The organism is Nitrosomonas sp. Is37, from assembly GCF_033063275.1.
Classification (GTDB): Bacteria; Pseudomonadota; Gammaproteobacteria; order Burkholderiales; family Nitrosomonadaceae; genus Nitrosomonas.
This window is the reverse complement of record NZ_JAWJYP010000031.1, coordinates 1-19381: the sequence shown is the minus strand read 5'-3', so window position 1 is coordinate 19381 and position 19381 is coordinate 1. Positions and strand designations below refer to the sequence as shown.

Genomic DNA, 19381 nt, shown 5'->3' with positions numbered 1-19381 from the left:
TCAAAATAGAAATAGGGAGTTAAAACAAGATAATTAAGCATGCTTGCTGATTTGGTATTGCTTAAGAAGTAACGATTATTAGTAACGATATAGCAATCTAATTTTTATCAATTACTTTAAGAAAGGGGAATCATGTCAAAGAAGAGGCGAGAATTTTTTAAAATGGCACTCACTGCCGCAGGTGCAGGCATAGCAACAAAGGCGATGAATGCTGGCGCAATACCGCAAAGTGGATTGGTTTTTCCACAGACATTCAGGCCGAGCATAGCAGAGGAGCCGAGTCCACCAGTCACACCATTTATTGCACCATTATTTCGAATCCCCATTGCTCAACCAGTAGCATCGATTGATCCACTTCCAGAACCTTCTGCCCATCAGCGCTATGATGAATTTCTTCCCCAGAAGTTTTATCAGCAAGTAATTAGTGAATTCCTCTGGAAATATCATCCTGAACCTCCTTACAATCAGGGATCCTGGTCCTGGGGTTTTAATGGCATGACTCCTGGAGAAACCTTTCATGCGAAATATGGGGAGCCGATTCTGGTGCGGCGCATTAATAACTTGCCCCCCGTAGGAAACGGAAATATCAAATTTGCCCTGCCATCGACAACGATCCACCTTCATAATGGACACACCGCTTCTGAAAGTGATGGCATCCCGCAGGATTTCTTCGATCCTGGCCAATATTGGGACTATCACTACGCTAACTTCCCAGCCGGCCATGATCCAAGGGAGATCATGAGCACGCTGTGGTATCACGATCACCGCCTTGATTTTACCGCCCCGAATGTCTACGCGGGACTGACAGGTTTTTATCTGCTGTTCGATGAGCTTGATTCAAATAATGAGCGCGATACCAATCCGAACGCTTTCCGTTTACCTAGCGGTGAGTATGACATTCCACTGATTTTGCATGATGTGAAATTTGATCAGAATGGTCAGGCATTATGGGATTTTTTCAATCCCGCACCGACAGGAGGCGGGCATGCCAGCGAGCATTACACCACGAATGGGATGCTGGGTGATCGCTTCACTGTGAATCGTACTATCCAGCCGTATCTCAAAGTTGAAAAGCGTAAATACCGCTTCCGTATCCTCAATGGTGGCCCCTCCCGCCTATACAATTTAACACTGCAAGCAGCAAAACCCTCAAAGGGCTCAGCCAAGGGTGAGAAATTCATCGTGATCTCAACTGATGGCAATATGCTTCCCCAACCTGTTGTTCAACAAAACATTGAAGTGTGGGTTGCCCAGCGCCATGACGTTATCGTCGATTTTTCTAATTTTAATGTGGGTGAGCAAGTTTATTTGGTCAATCATCTTGAAATGAAAGATGACGGTGCCGGCCCAACTGGCCGTACTTCAAGTGGTGATCTGATCATGCGCTTTGATGTTGTACCTGCCAAAGGACCTGATTTAAGCCGTATCCCCGACAGATTGAGAGAATTGCCGCCGATCGATATGAGTCTGGTACGCAAGGAACGTCTTTTCGTATTTGATTACACCAACGGTCTTTGGACTATCAATGGTCTATTGATGGATCCAAATCGAGTCGATGCGAAAATCGAACAAGGATCAGCAGAAATCTGGACACTACGCAATGAGGGTAATAATTGGGTACACCCGATACACACGCACTTTGAGGAATTTCAAATTCTGGAAATCAACGGTAAACCGGTAAGACAAGGCGATGTGCTCAAGTCGCGCAAAGACGTGGTATCACTGGGGCCAAACATGGAAATGAAATTCTATAGTCGCTGGCGTGATTTCCTGGGCAAACATGTCATGCATTGTCATAACGTTGTGCACGAAGACCATGCAATGATGATCCGCTGGGATATCGTTGAGCCGGGACAAGGTGATTAGTTTTTAGAGAATTATTGAATATACGGATAAATAGAGAGAATATCATGACGACAAGACGTAATTTTATGAAAACGGCACCGATTGCAGCAATTGGAGCAACTGGTTTAGCGCTTGACGCAAAGGCGGTAGTGGTACCTGGTTTAGCGGAAGGGGCGACTAAGCTTACCCACACATTCCCCAATGCAGTGGTTGTGACCCACACTGGTCAGAAGCTGCGATTTTATGATGATCTGGTGAAGGACAAGGTGGTGATGATCAATTTTATGACCATTGACAATGAAGTGAGCTATCCCATCACTGAGCGACTGACTAAGGTGGCAGATTTGCTGGGCGATAAACTTGGCCGGGATGTGTTCATGGTTTCTGTAACGCGCGACCCGGCCAAAGATTCGATCGATCGCCTCAAGAATTTTGCTTCACAGTACGGTTTGAGGAATGGGTGGTCATTCGTCCGTGCGGATATTACCGCGCTGGGAGCACTGGAAGAGCGCGTTTATCATCATCAGAGTCATACAGCAGGACAATCATCAAATAGCGTAATTAATTCATCCTCTTCAAGAAAGGTAGATATCGTTTTTTATGGCAACGGTCGGGCTGGTCTTTGGGGGACATACCCAGTAGATATCCTGGCAGAAGATGCTGTCAGAAGAATTTCCTGGGTTATGCCCAGCCCAATGCCGACTGGAGGATTACATCGAGCCGGGCCACGACAGTTAAGCGAGCGCGGCTATTCATCGGACAACCGTCAGGCATAAAACATCCAGTTAAATACGATTAGTAGCAATTCAATACCAATTTAAGAAGTGGAGAAAGTAATGTTGAAGAAATTAAGTATATTTGCGAGTGCGGTATTAGCACTGGTCGTTACCTCGACCAGTTTGTTGGCGGATTCCTGTGTGATGCCGCGACCCAGACCTGCGCCTTCAACTGCAGAGCTGTCGTCTGATGGGACAACTACTACTATTATTACGCCAACTACCACTCTTCCAGAGGGGGACAGTTTCGGTCCTGAGCCAGCCAACCTGCTGCCTACGGTATACGCAAATGTGTGCGATGTTAACGGTGAAGAAATTCCAAATACCCTACCTTCTACGCCTGAGCAACCCTATAACCTGCATCCTGAGCCTCACGTAACTACTATTGACAAAACTTCCCCTACAGATGATCTAGCTGCTATTTTGAAAGAATTGCGCCAAGTGGTCGGGGATCCCCAAGGTGGCAGCCCAGAGGAGCGTGCAGGTCATGGCAGCATCGATCCAAGCCGCGTACAGTTTGCGATCGATATTATTGAAGGTAATCCACTTCCAGTTCCGCGCGCGTATAGTGGATTTCCCATCTTGCATTATATAGGGCCGCTTAAGACCAAAACTGTGGAACCTATTCTAGATGGTAGTGGCAACGTTATCGGCGGTACCGTTGTCATCAATCAGGTTTGGTATGACTCTCATATTGAATCAGATACTTCTTATGTGGATTCTTCCAGTGTGGCGGATGTACCGTGGACGATTCATTACAACGTTCATGTGTTGAATCGTGGTGCGGACGACTTTGCCAGCTTCATGATAGCATTTGATGATGTTAAGGATTTAAATGGACAACAATTGCCTCACGTTGCTCTTGATCAGACTTTTTTCCCGATGCTAGATGGCCAGAAAGTTGAATTTGAAATGAAAATGCCCCCTAGCCGATTCTGGAATTTAACATATCACTGGGGCTGGCGCAGACACCCTCCGCGCGTGCAGGTGGTGGAAAATATGAATGTAAAACTTATTGGTAATCCACGTAATGCGTTTGAGATCGGAGTTTTTGGTGAAGATCCGCGCGCCAGTGAAACAGCCAAACTGGATGCAATTAATATGATCGGTGATCTGGCACCTGAGAAGCGCATGTGGAATGCTTTTCGTAAAATTGCTGCTGGTGCAAGCGGCAAAGAATTACGCAATTTAGTGACAGAAGCCGAGCAGTCATTTGATGATTGGCAGCACAGAACTCGTCTTCCTCGAGGCGTCAAGGCTGACCCCGATGCAGACATGACATTGTTTTTTGCTAACAATACCATCTACGGACAGATCAAGGGCCAAGATGATGGGACGCTGAGAGATATGCAGAGAGAATTGCATAAGTGGAAGAAGCGAGGGGAAACTGTGAAAATGGAGCTTCTGAATGCTGATTACTTTCCAAAAGCATTTATCGTCGTTGATTTCGGCGGGACGCGTGGCTGGGAAAATACTTTCCATAATACCCTACCGGTGGGTGGCTCAGGTCCCTGGTTCACTTTTGGTCGCGCCCATTGGTGGCTAACAGGCGGACCTGTAATGTTGCCAGATGCACCTCGTCCTTTGACTACGCCTGGAAAAAAGTATGGAATGGATAAACTACAATCAATGTGGAACAATTCTGATGCGACGAAATTCATGAAATTTGGAAATACATTACCATCACAAAATGCTACAACAAAAGGGGTTGCTAAACACAATGTTGTGGTCACATTCAATTATGATCCACCTGCGCGATTAAGGCTGTATACAGGTGATGCGCTTCATCATGACACGGCAGTTTGGTCAGCCCATTAACATTTGAAGCACGTTGGTTCACGGCCAGTGGTTGTGAACCAACTCAGACGCAAGATGACTGTAAGAATGATTTTTCAGAAAAAAAACAAAACTTGGATACTTACCATCGCAGTTATTCTTACCTGGGCAATGGGTGCGATGATGTTTTCTGTTCATGCACTCTCACATGATGGAAAAAATTCTAATACACTTCGAACTGTGGTTGGCACCCCATCAAGTAGTCGCTACACGGTCACGAATGCACAGTATCACATTCCTGCCTTAGGTTTCCTGTCTAATACGGGGCAGGAAATTCAAATTGATCAACTATTGGCACAGCCTCGTCCGGTTATGCTTCAATTCATCTATACCACTTGTTCAACTACCTGTCCGGTTCTGAGCGCCACATTTTCTAAAGCACAAAATCGATTAAGCGAAATTAGCAAAGACTATCTGCTTATTTCTATTTCCATTGATCCGGAATACGATAGTTTGCAACAGCTATCAGATTATGCTAAACGTTATAATGCGGGGAAAAACTGGATTTTCCTTACTGGTAATAATGAAGCTACTCGCAGCTTGATGAAGGCATTCGGTGCCCTTTATCCAGGTTCCAATAAAATGAATCACTTGACCTACACTTTCCTCAGAGCACATCCTGATGCTCAGTGGAGTCGAATTGAGGGTTTTCTGAGTGTCGATGAATTGATGAGTCACTTTAGCAAGCTTGTTATTGAGCGCGGAATATAATAATAAAATAAACTTGCATGACTCAAATTTGCTTCCTTTGTCATTGCTTATAATCTTCGTTCATGAATTTTCAATCACACCCAAGATTTGCAGTCTATTTTGCTTTATTGATTATTGTTGTCATTTTTATACCAGGGCGAAGTCTAATCGCAAAAAATCAGATTTTAACTGGTGATGTAGAGGCGGGTAGATTAATCTACCTGAAGGGACTTACCACTAATAATCAACCCATTGAGGCCGTGACGAATCAAGATGTGAAAGTATCTGGCCCTGAATTCGCATGTGTTAAATGTCACCGGTTGAGTGGGATGGGATCTAGTGAAGGGGGAAAATATGTCCTGCCTGTTACAGGACCGATCCTTCTTGCGCCTCGTGAGCTAAATCGCAATCGAATCTTTTCCAAATTATTTCATGAAATCAGATCTCCAGAATTTGTGACTCGCATGCGTCAACCGCGCATGCGACCAGCCTATACCGACGAATCTCTGGCCAGAGCCATTCGTAGCGGAGTAGATCCAGGAGACTATACTCTTGATCCTGTAATGCCTCGCTATAATTTATCGGATCAAGATATGGCAAACTTGGTTGCCTACCTGAAGACTTTATCAGTTGAACACGATCCTGGTATTGACTCCAAGATAGTACACATTGCAACGATAGTGAATGATTCCAGTGATCCGGCAGCTCGCGATGCTGTGCTCAGTACCATTCGTGGCTATTTCGATTGGTTCAATCTGGCTCTAGCGAATGATCTTAGCAAGGGAAATTTCTCTACATATAATCACTCAGATTTTGTCGATTCTTATCGTCGCTGGCAATTGCATGTATGGACACTACACGGCACACCCGACACATGGGCTGAGCAGCTAGCAAAGGCATATAAAGATCAGCCTGTATTTGTTCTGGCAGGTGGATTTGTTAACGGTTTATGGTCGCCTATCGCTCAATTTTGCGATAAAGAACGAATGCCTTGTCTGTTCCCAAATACTGACTTACCTCAAACCACCAATGAAGAGAATACTTATTCATTCTATTTTTCCCGTGGACTGGAGCTGGAGGCAGAAGTATTAGCAAGGTATCTGGATGAAAAAAGTCCAGTGCCACAAACAATGGTACAAATTAGTTTTACAGATCCATATGGCAGGATACCTGCACAAGCTTTTGCTACAGCAGTTAACCAAAGGAATCCTTCGCATCGACTCGAGTCGGTTGAAGTATCGAGCAAAGCTGCTTTCACTGATGTTATTGACAGAATCAATACACGTCACGGGGATATTGATGCATTAGTTATCTGGCCTGGGGAACATACGCCAGAGGTTATTTCAGTACTCAATAAACATCTCCCTGACATAAGTGTGATTGCTTTGCCATCCAATGCGTTGGATAGTTGGCAGGAGCAAGGAAATCAGGCAGAAAACGAGCGTGTGATTTTTACCTATCCCTATGAATTACCCACGGCATATCATCCGCGAGCGTTTAGAGTTCGTGCCTGGATGCGCTCGAACCGTATAGAAATCACTCACCCCCTTTTACAGTTTCAGACCTACTACATGCTGACCCTATTAGATTATGGTATGCGAAGCATGCGGGGTGATTTTTTTCGTGATTATTTTAGTGAATTTATTGAGAGTGAAGCAGAAAGCAATCTCAATAATGGAACGCACCCAACCCTCGGCTTAGGGCCTGGGCAACGCTTTGCATCGAAAGGAGCCTATATCATGATTCCAGATCAAAAGAATAAAGTACGTGCGATAAGCAGATGGATCATACCGTGAATCCTATCGTATCTAGGTGTTTAGTCCCGCAGTATGGTGGTGTAATATACCCCCAGCTACTGAGGGAGGAATTATGGGACAAATTCTGCATGGAAGCGCCCGCACGACGGAGGCAGTGCGTCGAGCGATACAACATAGTCAAGAGAGCCTGAACGTTCTGGCGAAGCAGTACGGTATTAATCCCAAGACCGTAGCCAAGTGGCGCAAGCGTGACTTTGTCCATGATGCGCCAATGGGACCGAAGGAGCCTGCCTCCACGGTTTTGAAGCCAGAGGAAGAAGCTATGTGTGTGGCTTTTCGGCGGCAGACACTCTGGCCTCTGGACGATTGTCTTTATGCGCTGCAGCCCACGATCTCGCATTTGTCACGCTCGACCTTGCATCGCTGTTACCAGCGTCACGGCATCAGCCGGTTGCCGAATGTCGAGGGTGATAAGCCTGCAAAGAAGAAATTTAAAAACTATCCGATTGGCTATTTTCATATCGATTTGGCTGAAGTGCGCACAGAGGAAGGCAAGCTGTATCTGTTTGTGGTTATTGACCGCACATCGAAGTTTGCTTATGTGGAGTTGCATGATAAATCAGACAGGAAAATATCGACGGCTTTCCTGCGCAACCTGGTCCAGGCCGTTCCTTATAAAATTCATACGATCCTGACTGATAACGGCAGCCAGTTTTGTCACCCGCCGCGCTACCGCAACGGGCCGACAGCACAGTGGATCACGCATATGTTCGATCTTTGCTGTCATGGACACGGCATTGAACACCGGCTCACGAAACCAAAACATTCCTGGACAAACGGACAGGTCGAGCGGCATGGATAGAGCTATCAAAGAAGCGACTGTGAAACGCTATTACTATAATTCACATGACCAGTTGAAGGCTCACCTACATACTTTTGTGACGGCATATAACTTCTCCAGACGACTGAAAACTCTCAAGGGCCTCACGCCTTACGAATACATTTGCAAAATATGGACAAAAGAGCCAGAACGATTTAACGTTGACCCTTTCCAGCATACCGTGGGACTAAACAGTTTTCGCTGACCCTTGAATGACGCTAGGGAAAAGGTCTCATCTGCCTCCGCAATACCAGACAACACCGATGCTTTGTCAGTCATGAATCCTTTCAGAAACCAGTGTCGCAAGCAGAAATGCCGTAGACGAGTGGATGATGCCGTGCTGAGCCACTTTTTTAATACTCCCGTCCTCTTTTATAGACTGTACATAATCCAACTACTTTTCTTTCTTGAGAAGCCTTGCCATTTGCGTGCCTGCCAACGCGTTGAAAGTGCGACCGCAATGAGTGCACCGGGAACGCTGGAGACCATTCGCTACCCCATGTTGCGTGCTTCTAGGTGTACGAGAACGGACAACGAGGATCGAGGGCACTTTCTCTCATTAGCAATTCGTTCCTCGATAAGACTGTAGCTCGCATGGCCAATATTGGAAGTGGAGAGCGCATTCAAGGCGCGTTGCCGTTGAGAAGGCGTTAACATGTCAGATTGTGCTAGTCATTTTTGAAAGTCCGTAGGCTTCATGATAAATATCAATAAATTTAATTAGTTGTAAAAATCTAGTATCCTTTCCACATTTAACGCAAATAGAGTCAAAATGAAAATTTGGTTTGAAATCTCGTTTGCTTGGAATTTTTGGTTAAGCAACTTTTCTAAAGCAATATCAGTAATGGTTAAAAAATAATATGAATGAGCAGAGCTGGCTGGAAGAATATGGTAATTATCTCTCCAGTTTGCATTATGAGGGTAAAAGATAATCATTTTGCTGAAGATCTGTTCAAGAAGCCTTGCTGGCAGCAATGAGTGCACAAAGCACTTTTTCTCATCAGTTTTCAGTTAAAACCTGGCTTATGGGCATACTCAAGCATAAGTTGAGTGATGACTTTAGAGCAGAAGGATGGAAGTAGCTATTGATGATCCGTCGATCAGAATAAGCAAGCTGGCAACGATCATTCAGAGGGATTACGTTAGTACTCATGTAATGAGTATTGGAATTAATCTTTAATCAATCTTTATCTATTGGAAGATAAAGATTGCATCAAATGGTGATTAATATGAAAAAATTCCTGTACTGGATGGTTGTCTGTCTTCCGCTTTTGTCATGGGCAGGGAGTGAACGGGTCGATATTGCCCGTTTTTCCCAAAGCGACTTGAGTGGTTGGCACTCGAAAGTATTTGCTGGGAAAACGCGTTATGCGCTTAAAAACAATGATGGAAAAATCGTTTTGCATGCTGATAGCAAGGCTGCTGCCTCAGGGCTTTATCGCGAGATAAATATCGATCTTGGCAAGACACCCATCCTTAACTGGAGCTGGAAGATTGATAACATATTAGTAGGTAACAATGAGCGCACCCGGGCTGGTGATGATTATCCAGTGAGAATCTATGTCGTGTTTTCAGGTGGCTTAGCGTTCTGGCGTACTCGCGCCATCAACTATGTGTGGTCGAATAGGCAGCCAGTTGGGAGTAGCTGGCCTAACGCCTTTACAAGTAATGCACGCATGATCGCTGTAGAATCTGGTTCCAAGCGGATCGATCAATGGGTCAGCGAGCGCCGCAATGTGCGTGATGATTATCGATTATTGTTTGGTGAAGAACCACCCCAGGTTGATGCTGTAGCCATCATGACTGATACGGATAATACCGGTGGTGCGGCAACAGCCTGGTATGGAGATATCTGGTTTAGTGAACAATAATTCATCGTCAGTAATTATGATGGATGAAATGGCACTGGTTTTGGTTTGCAAACGACCTGTCCTGGGGGTTGGCAAGCAGCGTCTGGCAAATAGCTTGGGTATGGAAAGAGCACAGCAGATCGCACAAGCACTTTTGGCCTGTGCCCTGGAAGATGCGGAGAATTGGAATGGTCTTGTAGTGATTGCACCCGCATCGGAGGAGGATCATGATTGGGCAACAACTTTGTTGCCATCCTCCATGGCGGTATGGATACAACCACAAACAATCGGCAACCTCGGCCAGCGTCTCAATGAGCTCGATAGCAAGTTACGTTACGAGGGATTGAAGCAGTTGGTTTATATCGGTAGTGATGCGCCAATACTGGCACATACTGATTATGCAACATGCCGCGCTGCCTTGCAGCATCATGATACGGTGTTGATACCGGCAACAGATGGCGGGGTTGTCTTGATGGCTAGCTGCACTCCCTGGCCGGTACTGGCTGATCTGCCGTGGAGCACTGACCAGTTGGGCGCAGCCTTGATGAGTTGCTGTCGTTGCAACGGGCAGTCGGTTGCGGTATTGGAGCAACGTTCTGATGTGGATGAGCTAGAAGATTGCTTGGAATTAATCACATTATTACAACATGATGCCCGACCAGCCCGGCGCCAACTCCATGCGTTAGCATGTGCTATTGCTTACACTTTGAAAATCCATCATGTTCAGTTTTAGCGTCATCATTCCGTGTTATCACGATGAAAAGAAGCTGGCACAGCTACTTGGACAGTTACAAAAATTGCCGCATCACCCCGCGGAGATCATCGTTGTCGATGGTGCGAATAGTCAAACTTGTCGCGATATGTGTGCCCAGCACGGTGCGTGCTGGGTAGCCAGTGAACCTTGTCGTGGACGGCAGTTGTTGCAGGGTGCGGCGTTGGCTCAAGGGGAGGTATTCTGGTTTCTGCATGCTGACCTGCGCCTGCCTCCTGATCCGTTGACAGCGATGACTCAAGCGCTTGCGCAAGGTGCAGTTGGCGGCTATTTCCGTTTTCAGTTTGACGCGCCACGCGCCTGGCCAGCATTGATACTGGAGCCTGCTATTGCTCTGCGCAGCCGTTTTGGAGTGCCTTATGGTGACCAGGGAATTTTTGTCAAACGGAATGCTTATTTTGCAATAGGAGGGCATGCACCCTGGTCGCTGTTTGAGGAAGTGTCATTGGTGCAAGGACTACGTCGTTTGGGACATTTTCAACCATTACTGGAACCATTATGGGTTGATCCACGTCGCTGGCAGCGTGACGGCTGGTGGCGGCGCACCTGGCACAATCGACAATTGGCAATCCGCTTTGCATGCGGCGTATCACCTGATAAATTAGCAGAACAGTATCGCGCTCGCCGTTCCTGATAATTTTTACAATAGGAGAAATCTCATGCAAGAAATCGTTCAGAAATACTATGGTGAAATGCTGACCAGTTCTGCTGATCTGCAAACCAATGCTTGCTGCACGGATGCAGTCTTACCCGAATATGTCAAACCCTTGCTGGCAAAAGTTCATAGTGAAGTGTTGAATCGCTACTATGGCTGTGGTCTGGTGCTGCCGCAGTTGTTGGACGGTTTGACAGTGCTTGATCTCGGTTGTGGTGTTGGGCGGGATGTTTATGTGCTGTCTCAACTGGTTGGAGAACAGGGTCAGGTCATTGGCGTGGATATGACTAAAGAGCAACTGGCTGTGGCGCGCAGGTATGAAGACTATCATCGTCAGGCGTTTGGTTATGCTAAGAGTAATGCGCGCTTCCTGCATGGTGATATCGAGCGCTTGCATGAGCTGGAACTGGTCGATGCCAGTATTGATGTAATCGTATCTAATTGCGTGATCAATCTTGTACCAAATAAAGCGGCAGTATTACGCGAAGCCTGGCGAGTGCTGAAACCCGACGGAGAATTGTATTTTTCGGATGTCTATAGCGATCGACGCATTCCAGCCGTGTTGGCGCGTGATCCTGTTTTGTACGGGGAGTGCCTGGGCGGAGCATTGTACTGGAACGATTTTCTGCAGCTTGCTCGCCGATGTGGTTTTATTGATCCACGCTTGGTGGATGACCAGTCTGTGACGATTGGCAATGCGCAGCTTGCTGAGCGCACCGGCAATATCCGCTTCTATTCTGCGACTTATCGCCTGTTCAAACTGGACAATCTGGAGCCTGCTTGCGAGGATCATGGTCAATCAGTCGTGTATCGTGGCACGATTCCGCACCATCCGCATTTGTTCATCCTGGACAAACATCATGCGATCGAGGCAGGTCGACAGTTTCCTGTTTGTGGTAATACTCTGCGCATGCTGCATGACACGCGCTTTAGAGAACATTTTGATTTTTACGGCAATTTTGATCGCCATTTTGGCATTTTCCCTGGTTGTGGGATGGGCTTGCCTTTCGATGATGGTGCAATTGCAATAAGCGGAAAAGCAGGCAGTGGATGCTGCTAAAACATGGACACAAAGGTTATCCGCAGCTCAACCCCAAGCACGGACCGATCTGATTTATGGTATCGCACACCGGAAGGGGAGTCGCGCGGGTTCATCCAAGCGCATGGACTGGAAGAAGTCTGGTTCCATACCGGCACCGCTTGTAATCTGGCTTGTCCTTTTTGCCTTGAAGGCTCAAAACCTGGCGATAACCGTCTGCAATTAGCGCGCTTTGATGATGTGCAGCCATTTATCGACGAAGCTGTATCGCTCGGTGTACGGCAGTTTTCCTTTACCGGCGGTGAGCCTTTTATCAACAAGGATATCGTGCGCATACTCAATGCTGCGTTACAGTATCGGCCTTGCCTGGTGCTCACCAATGCGACAGAACCGCTGATCAAACGTCTTTACCAGCTTGAGCCGCTGCTCAAACGGCCTCACCCACTGCATTTCCGGGTAAGCCTCGATCATTTCGATGCAACGCAGCATGATCAGGGCAGGGGGCAGGGTATGTTTGCCCGTACGCTGGAAGGAATGCGAAGACTTTATCAGAAGGGTTTTTCCTTATTCATTGCAAGTCACGTAATTCCTGGCGTGGATGCGAATGAGGTGGCTAGGCGTTTTAGCGAAATACTTGAAGCAGCGGGTTTACCAGGTGATCTGCCGCGTATTGAATTTCCGGAATTTCATCCCCCAGCAGCAAATATCATCGTTCCTCAAATCACTACGCACTGCATGACCACCTACCAAACTGAAAAGACTCGCCAACAGTTCATGTGTGCTTTCAGTAGAATGATCGTCAAAATCAATGGCAGAATGCAGGTGTATGCCTGTACGCTGGTGGATGATGATCCCGACTACGCGCTGGCTGAAACGCTTACAGAGAGTTTGCAAGTTCCGGTCAGCATGAAACATCATCGCTGTTACAGTTGCTTCCGTTTTGGAGCTTCGTGCAGTGAGCTGAAGTTATCGGAATAATCCAGGAGAAGAAGATGAATAAACGCTGGTGGTTACTCGGGCTTCTATTGGTGCTGATCGGATTATTTTTCATCTTTGATCTAGGGCGTTTTTTTAGTCTGGAAGCCCTCAAGGCGAGTCATGATGCGCTTGTGCAGGCCTATCAGGAACAGTCAATTTGGCTAATCAGTCTGTATGCCATAACCTATATTGTTATGGCGGCGCTTTCGTTACCGGGTGCCACCGTGATGTCGTTAGCAGGCGGGGCGGTATTTGGCTTCTGGATAGGGGTGCCGGTTGTGCTGATTTCAGCCACTGTCGGTGCTACGCTTGCTTTTCTGGCAGCACGTTATCTGTTTCGTGATATAGTGCAACGCCATTTTGGCGATCGTCTCGAAGTGATTAACCGGGGAATTGAACGGGATGGCGCTTTCTATCTTTTCTCATTGCGCTTGGTAGCCGCCTTCCCTTTCTTTCTGATTAACCTACTGATGGGGCTGACGGCAATTCGTGTTAGTACTTTTTTCTGGGTGAGTCTCATCGGCATGCTGGCTGGATCGGCTGTCTACGTCAATGCGGGTACCCAGCTTGCTACCATTGCCAGTCTATCCGATATTTTGTCACTCCCATTGATCGGCTCATTCTTGCTGCTAGCTATTTTTCCATGGTTGGCCCGGTGGGCACTGGGTATCATCAAACAGAGGCGGCTCTATGCGCGCTGGCCCAGGCCAGTCCAGTTTGATCGTAATCTGGTGGTGATTGGCGCAGGTGCAGCAGGATTAGTGACATCCTATATCGCGGCTGCCACGCGCGCCAGGGTAACGATGATCGAAAGTCACAAAATGGGTGGCGATTGTCTCAATTATGGTTGTGTTCCCTCCAAGACATTGATTCGTACCGCTAATTTTGTCAAGCAGACAAAAAATGCTCAATCGTTAGGCATAAACCAAGTAGCGCTCGACTATGATTTCAGTGATGTTATGGCGCGTGTCCAGCGCATTATCCATACCGTTGAGCCGCACGATTCTGTGGAACGCTATACTCAATTAGGCGTGGAGGTGATACAGGGTGAAGCGCGCATCACCTCACCCTGGACGGTGACGGTAAATGGGCAAACCTTGACTACGCGCGCGATAGTGATTGCAAGCGGTGCTCGCCCGTTCATTCCGCCTATTCCGGGATTGGAACAAGTCAAATACTACACTTCAGAAACCATTTGGTCACTCACGCAGCGGCCTGAACGGCTGGTGGTGCTTGGTGGGGGGCCAATTGGTTGTGAATTGGCACAAGCATTCGCTCGTTTGGGCTGCCAAGTTACACAAGTCGAGCGCGATCGCTTGATGATGCGTGAAGATGAAGAAGTAGTCACGCTAATTGAAGGGGTGCTGCAAGCGGATGGGGTGCGGGTGCTAGCACAGATGGAAGCAGTGCGTTGTGAAAGAAATGGCGACGAGCAACGACTGATCGTGCGTAATCAAACAGGTAAAGAGGAAGCATTGCCATTCGATGCTTTACTGTGCGCGGTCGGTAGGGTTGCACGCACGGAAGGACTGGGCTTGGAGGGGTTGGGTATTCCGTTGACTCCGAGACACACCATCGAGACGAATGGCTGGTTGCAGACGATTTACCCCAATATTTATGCCTGTGGCGATGTAGTTGGGCCTTATCAGTTCACGCATGTAGCTGCACATCAAGCTTGGTATGCGTCGGTCAATGCACTGTTCGGTCATGTCAAACGCTTCCAGGTCGATTATTCCGTAATTCCATGGACGACGTTTACCGACCCAGAAGTGGCACGTGTTGGCTTATCCGAGCAAGACGCAAAAGCACGCAACATCGCTTATGAAGTTACGCGCTATGAATTGAAAGAACTCGATCGTGCCATTGCCGATGAAGCTGCGCATGGTTTCATTAAAGTATTGACAGTACCGGGTAGAGACCGAATCTTAGGCGTGCTCATCGTCAGTGAGCATGCCAGTGATCTATTGGCAGAATTTGTCCTCGCCATGAAACATGGCCTGGGTCTCAATAAAATTCTGGGCACAATCCATACTTACCCTACTTGGTCGGAAGCCAACAAATACGTTGCCGGGGAATGGAAACGCCAGCATATTTCGCCATACTTGCTAAACTGGGTAGAGCGTTATCATGCCCGTAGGAGAAGTCAATCATGAGATGTTTAAGGCAATTAGTTTGGATCACAATTGTGACGCTGGTTTTAGCGGGATTGAGCGCTACTGCCATAGCCACCTCACACAAACTGGTGCTGACCGGGTCAAGCACGATCGCACCGTTGGCCGTTGAGCTGGGGCGGCGGTTTGAATCGCTGCATCCTAGTGTACGGGTAGATGTGCAAACGGGTGGTTCTTCGCGCGGAATCAGCGATACGCGCAAGAGCATCGCCGATATTGGCATGGTGTCGCGCGCCATGAAGTCGGATGAGCAGGATTTACCGGCATTTACCATTGCACTGGATGGGGTAGGGATCATTGTTCATGCCAGTAATCCTGTTACTAATCTGACTCGCCAACAGATTACCGATATCTACACAGGCAAAATAACCAACTGGCAGGAAGTAGGCGGAAAGGATGCGCGCATCACCGTGGTCAATAAGGCGGAAGGGCGCTCCACGCTGGAATTGTTTTTGTCCCATTTTGAGTTAAAAAATAGCGCTATCAAGCCGCACATCGTCATCGGCGACAATCAGCAAGGGGTCAAGACCGTGGCAGGTAATCCTCATGCAATCGGTTATGTTTCTATTGGCGCCGCAGAATATGCTGCACAACATAGTGTACCCATCAAGCTGCTCCCCCTGGATGGCGTAGCTGCATCGGTTGCCAGCGTGCGCAACGGCACTTACCCCTTGTCCCGTCCGCTCAACCTGGTCACCCGCAAGACACCCAGAGAATTGGCCAAACAATTCATCGAATTTGCGCGAACGGAGCAAGCGCATGATTTGGTGGAAGCACAGTATTTTGTTCCGATCAGCATCGATTGATCGCTGGCTGTGCGGGTTATTGCGCGCAGCCGCAGGGATGGCAGCGCTCATCATAGTGTTGATCCTGCTGTTTTTATTGCTGGAATCCTGGCCAGCATTGCAACATATCGCGCCCCTCCGTTTTTTGAGTGATGAGGCTTGGTATCCCCTGGAAGATCAATATAACTTGGTGCCGATGGTGATGGGCACTCTTTATGCGAGTAGCGGTGCTCTTTTGCTAGCAGTCCCTTTGGGTATCGCCTCAGCGCTGTTCATGGTTTATTACGCATCACCTGCTGTTGCCATGCTCTATCGGCGACTGATTGAATTATTGGCCGGTATTCCTTCCGTAGTATTTGGTTTCTGGGGATTGACGACGCTGGTGCCAATGATCAATCAATGGCAGCCACCCGGTGCGAGCTTGCTCACCTCGATACTGATCTTGACGCTGATGATTTTGCCAACATTGGCACTGACAAGCTATGTGGCGCTTGCCGCTGTTCCTGACGAATATTTGCAAGCAGCAGCGGGGCTTGGTTTTTCGCGCTGGGGCATGATTTATGGCGTGGTTCTGCCTGCAGCACGTAAAGGAATCATGGCAGGCTGCTTGCTTGCAGCCGCTCGTGCAGTGGGGGAGACCATGGCAGTGGTGATGGTGGCGGGTAATGTGGTGCAGCATGCAGACAGCTTGTTTGCACCCATTCGCACCCTCACTGCCAATATTGCGTTGGAAATGGCTTATGCCATGGGGAATCATCGTGCGGTGTTGTTTGTCTCGGGTTTGCTGCTGTTATTGCTTGTAATGGTGTTGACGAGTTTGGCAGGCTGGTTTGGAAAGGAGCACTCACTATGAATAAGCCCAGTACCGTTATGAGCAAGCCTAATCATTTGCTGCGTGATCGTGTCGTCCAATTGCTGATTTATCTCGTAGTGTTGGGCGTGAGTGGTGTGTTTCTATGGATTCTGCTCGATCTGATCCGGGGTGGCAGCGCGCTGCTATCGTGGGATTTTCTGATTGATGTACCGCGTGATGCAGGCCGCTCAGGCGGTATTGGATCCATACTGGTATCCACCTTGCTAGTCTTAGTGATTGCGCTGCTGGTCGCAGTACCGCTCGGCTGGGCAACCGCCGTGTTACTGGCGGAATTTATTCCTGTCATGAGTCTATTCGGCCGCTTAGTGCGTTACAGTTTGCAGGTGCTGGCAGGGGTGCCTTCCATCGTATTCGGTTTGTTTGGGCATGCTTTCTTCAGCATTTATCTGGGTCTAGGGTTTTCCATTTTATCCGGTGGCCTGACTTTGGCGTGTATGTTATTACCTATTCTAGTGAGTACGGCGGAAGCGGGATTGCGTGCCGTACCGGAGAGTTACAGAATGTCTGCTGCTGCGTTGGGTATGTCGCGGGCAGCCATATTATTTCATTTGTTGCTGCCAATAGCGGCTCCAGCCTGGGCGGCAGGATTGTTGCTGGGAATCGGGCGGGCAGCTGCGGAAACGGCAGCACTGCTGTTTACCAGTGGCTATGTCGATCGTATGCCTGAATCGCTGCTGGATTCCGGCCGTGTGCTGGCGCTGCATATTTTTGATTTGTCGATGAATGTACCGGGGGGTGATGCGCCCGCTTATGCTTCAGCGCTGGTGCTTATCCTATTGTTGCTTGTGATCAATATAGCAGCCATACAACTTACCCATTTTTGGCAGCGTAAAAAGCTGAGGACAGAATGAAATCAAAATCTGATATGACTGCCTATCTTGAAACTCATGAACCTAAATTCCTCAGTTGGAATTTAGAATGAAAATAGCTGTAATCTAATACTATCAACGGTTCACAGCCAAAAATGTTAACTGCTCCTCAGTTACAGTAAATAAGCTGAGAGCAAGGTGTGGCAACACTTTCAGCAGATTTTGATTGTTTCACTAAAATCTCATCTGATTGGTAATGCCATGGATCTTTCAAAGAACCTTAATCAATAGGGTTCTTGAGCGATTTAGGAGTCTTCAACTGAGGAATTTAGGATGAAGTAATGAACACAACACAATTGCCATGTGATAACAGCAGTTCCTATACGCTTGGTCCTTTGCAAGCAGGTCCTTATTGTTGCATCCCCGAACCTATTATTCAGGTCAAGGATCTGTCACTTTTTTATGGCACCAAACGTGCGCTCGACAAGGTGACACTGGATATTTATCGGGGTTGTATTACTGCATTGATTGGTCCTTCCGGTTGCGGAAAAACCAGTATTTTATCCGCCATTAACCGGTTGACCGATTTGATCCCAGATTGCCGTGTCGATGGCGCTGTCCATATTGATGGCAAAAATATTTTTGATGCCAACTGCAATGTACAACAGTTGCGCAAGCGAATTGGTATGGTGTTTCAGAAACCGACACCTTTTCCTCTGTCTATTCAACGTAACATTGCTTTGCCATTGCGTGAACATGGCATTACCCGCCGAGCGGACATTCAGGCCATCACGGAACAGGCTTTACGCGATACCGGCTTATGGGATGAAGTCTGTGATCGACTCGATACCTCGGCATTGAGCTTATCGGGCGGTCAGCAACAACGATTATGCATTGCACGGGCACTAGCGCTGAATCCAGAGATTTTACTGATGGATGAACCGTGCAGCGCGCTGGATCCCATTGCCTCCAGTGTGGTGGAAGATTTGATCAATCGGTTAAGCGGGCGCTATACCATCGTGATTGTGACCCACAATCTGGCACAGGCACGTCGTATCGCTAATTACGCTGCATTCTTCTGGGTCAGGGAACGCGAACGCATCGGTCATCTGGTTGAATTTGGCCATTGCCGCGATATTTTTGAAGCACCTACTGATCCCCTGACAGCAGCGTATGTGAATGGTGCGAAGGGATAAATGGCTGTGCTTTCAACCAATTAACCGAAGTCCTTATAGAGGAATCTAGGATTAATCCATTTTATCTAGTTCATCTAGCGAAATCGGTAAACTTGGACATGGTTTTTTTGTATTCAATCTTCAGTGACACTCTCACTTTTTACTATTGCTGACGACTCCTATTGCAGCCCAGTTCTCAGCGCATGATCCAGCCTACAAATAGCTCCAAATCGTAGGGTATTGTCAGAGTTGCCCGACGCGACGTGATTGCTATCTCAACTCAAGTTCCCATCTTTTCGACAGCAACAATCGCTGTCACGTGACATGGGCAACATGATGTGATAGTGATTTACTTCCAACCAGAAAATCAGATCGACCATTTCTTTTAAATCGAGTAGGAAATTCTTGTATAATTCCAATTAGCATTGAAAAATGAAGAAATGAAACAATATAGCCATGAATTACGAGGAAAAAATCATGGCAAGAAAA

General features: G+C 47.5%; 17 protein-coding genes and 1 pseudogene. 17 read left to right on the top strand and 1 reads right to left on the bottom strand.

The features are described 5' to 3' along the window. Positions 1 to 132 precede the first annotated feature (132 nt). The 6 genes and pseudogenes from R2Q26_RS12710 (at position 133) to R2Q26_RS12685 (ending at position 7989) form a co-directional block, all read left to right on the top strand. Positions 133 to 1866 carry a multicopper oxidase family protein gene (locus R2Q26_RS12710; RefSeq protein WP_317536624.1) on the top strand — a complete coding sequence of 578 codons (1734 nt, stop codon included), beginning with the start codon at positions 133 to 135 and terminating at the stop codon, positions 1864 to 1866. Between the two features lie 44 nt (positions 1867 to 1910). Continuing rightward, positions 1911 to 2621 carry a twin-arginine translocation signal domain-containing protein gene (locus R2Q26_RS12705; RefSeq protein WP_317536623.1) on the top strand — a complete coding sequence of 237 codons (711 nt, stop codon included), beginning with the start codon at positions 1911 to 1913 and terminating at the stop codon, positions 2619 to 2621. Positions 2622 to 2681: 60 nt separating this feature from the next. After that, the gene (locus tag R2Q26_RS12700) at positions 2682 to 4439 is read left to right on the top strand and encodes a hypothetical protein (protein WP_317536622.1); all 1758 of its coding nucleotides are present in this window, start codon (positions 2682 to 2684) and stop codon (positions 4437 to 4439) included. A gap of 66 nt (positions 4440 to 4505) precedes the next feature. Then, positions 4506 to 5168, top strand: a complete 663-nt coding sequence (locus R2Q26_RS12695) for an SCO family protein (protein ID WP_317536621.1) — start codon at positions 4506 to 4508, stop codon at positions 5166 to 5168. Positions 5169 to 5230: 62 nt separating this feature from the next. Beyond that, entirely contained in the window at positions 5231 to 6943 is a 1713-nt protein-coding gene (locus tag R2Q26_RS12690; protein ID WP_317536620.1) for a c-type cytochrome, read from the top strand. A 73-nt stretch (positions 6944 to 7016) separates the two neighbouring features. Further along, a pseudogene (locus tag R2Q26_RS12685) lies at positions 7017 to 7989 on the top strand (IS481 family transposase). A 287-nt stretch (positions 7990 to 8276) separates the two neighbouring features. Here the strand turns inward: R2Q26_RS12685 and R2Q26_RS12680 are convergent. After that, a complete protein-coding gene (locus R2Q26_RS12680; protein WP_317536619.1) occupies positions 8277 to 8441 on the bottom strand; it encodes a hypothetical protein in 165 nt (54 codons plus the stop codon). 305 nt (positions 8442 to 8746) lie between these two features. Here R2Q26_RS12680 and R2Q26_RS15585 point away from each other — a divergent pair, with 305 nt between their 5' ends. The 11 genes from R2Q26_RS15585 (at position 8747) to R2Q26_RS12630 (ending at position 18913) form a co-directional block, all read left to right on the top strand. Beyond that, positions 8747 to 8866 (top strand): hypothetical protein, encoded by a 120-nt coding sequence (locus R2Q26_RS15585; protein WP_411182348.1) that lies wholly within the window; start codon positions 8747 to 8749, stop codon positions 8864 to 8866. Positions 8867 to 9013: 147 nt separating this feature from the next. Continuing rightward, entirely contained in the window at positions 9014 to 9655 is a 642-nt protein-coding gene (locus R2Q26_RS12675; protein ID WP_317536618.1) for a DUF3047 domain-containing protein, read from the top strand. After that, positions 9645 to 10367, top strand: coding sequence for a DUF2064 domain-containing protein (locus tag R2Q26_RS12670; RefSeq protein ID WP_317536617.1), 723 nt, complete (start codon positions 9645 to 9647; stop codon positions 10365 to 10367). Before R2Q26_RS12675 ends, R2Q26_RS12670 begins: the two co-directional genes overlap by 11 nt. After that, a complete protein-coding gene (locus R2Q26_RS12665; protein ID WP_317536616.1) occupies positions 10354 to 11040 on the top strand; it encodes a TIGR04283 family arsenosugar biosynthesis glycosyltransferase in 687 nt (228 codons plus the stop codon). Before R2Q26_RS12670 ends, R2Q26_RS12665 begins: the two co-directional genes overlap by 14 nt. A 25-nt stretch (positions 11041 to 11065) precedes the next feature. Then, positions 11066 to 12121, top strand: coding sequence for a methyltransferase domain-containing protein (locus R2Q26_RS12660; protein ID WP_317536615.1), 1056 nt, complete (start codon positions 11066 to 11068; stop codon positions 12119 to 12121). A gap of 3 nt (positions 12122 to 12124) precedes the next feature. Next, entirely contained in the window at positions 12125 to 13078 is a 954-nt protein-coding gene (locus R2Q26_RS12655; RefSeq protein WP_317536614.1) for a radical SAM protein, read from the top strand. A gap of 14 nt (positions 13079 to 13092) precedes the next feature. Continuing rightward, positions 13093 to 15231: an FAD-dependent oxidoreductase gene (locus tag R2Q26_RS12650; protein WP_317536613.1), complete on the top strand. Its 2139-nt coding sequence runs from the start codon at positions 13093 to 13095 to the stop codon at positions 15229 to 15231. Beyond that, positions 15228 to 16055 (top strand): phosphate ABC transporter substrate-binding protein, encoded by an 828-nt coding sequence (locus R2Q26_RS12645; protein WP_317536612.1) that lies wholly within the window; start codon positions 15228 to 15230, stop codon positions 16053 to 16055. Before R2Q26_RS12650 ends, R2Q26_RS12645 begins: the two co-directional genes overlap by 4 nt. Then, on the top strand, positions 16009 to 16887 hold the full coding sequence (gene pstC / locus R2Q26_RS12640) for a phosphate ABC transporter permease subunit PstC (protein WP_317536611.1): 879 nt from the start codon (positions 16009 to 16011) through the stop codon (positions 16885 to 16887). Before R2Q26_RS12645 ends, pstC begins: the two co-directional genes overlap by 47 nt. Next, complete coding sequence (pstA, locus tag R2Q26_RS12635) at positions 16884 to 17759, top strand: phosphate ABC transporter permease PstA (protein ID WP_317536610.1); 876 nt, start codon at positions 16884 to 16886, stop codon at positions 17757 to 17759. Before pstC ends, pstA begins: the two co-directional genes overlap by 4 nt. Before the next feature lie 299 nt (positions 17760 to 18058). Then, entirely contained in the window at positions 18059 to 18913 is an 855-nt protein-coding gene (locus R2Q26_RS12630) for a phosphate ABC transporter ATP-binding protein (protein WP_317536609.1), read from the top strand. Positions 18914 to 19381: the final 468 nt, after the last annotated feature.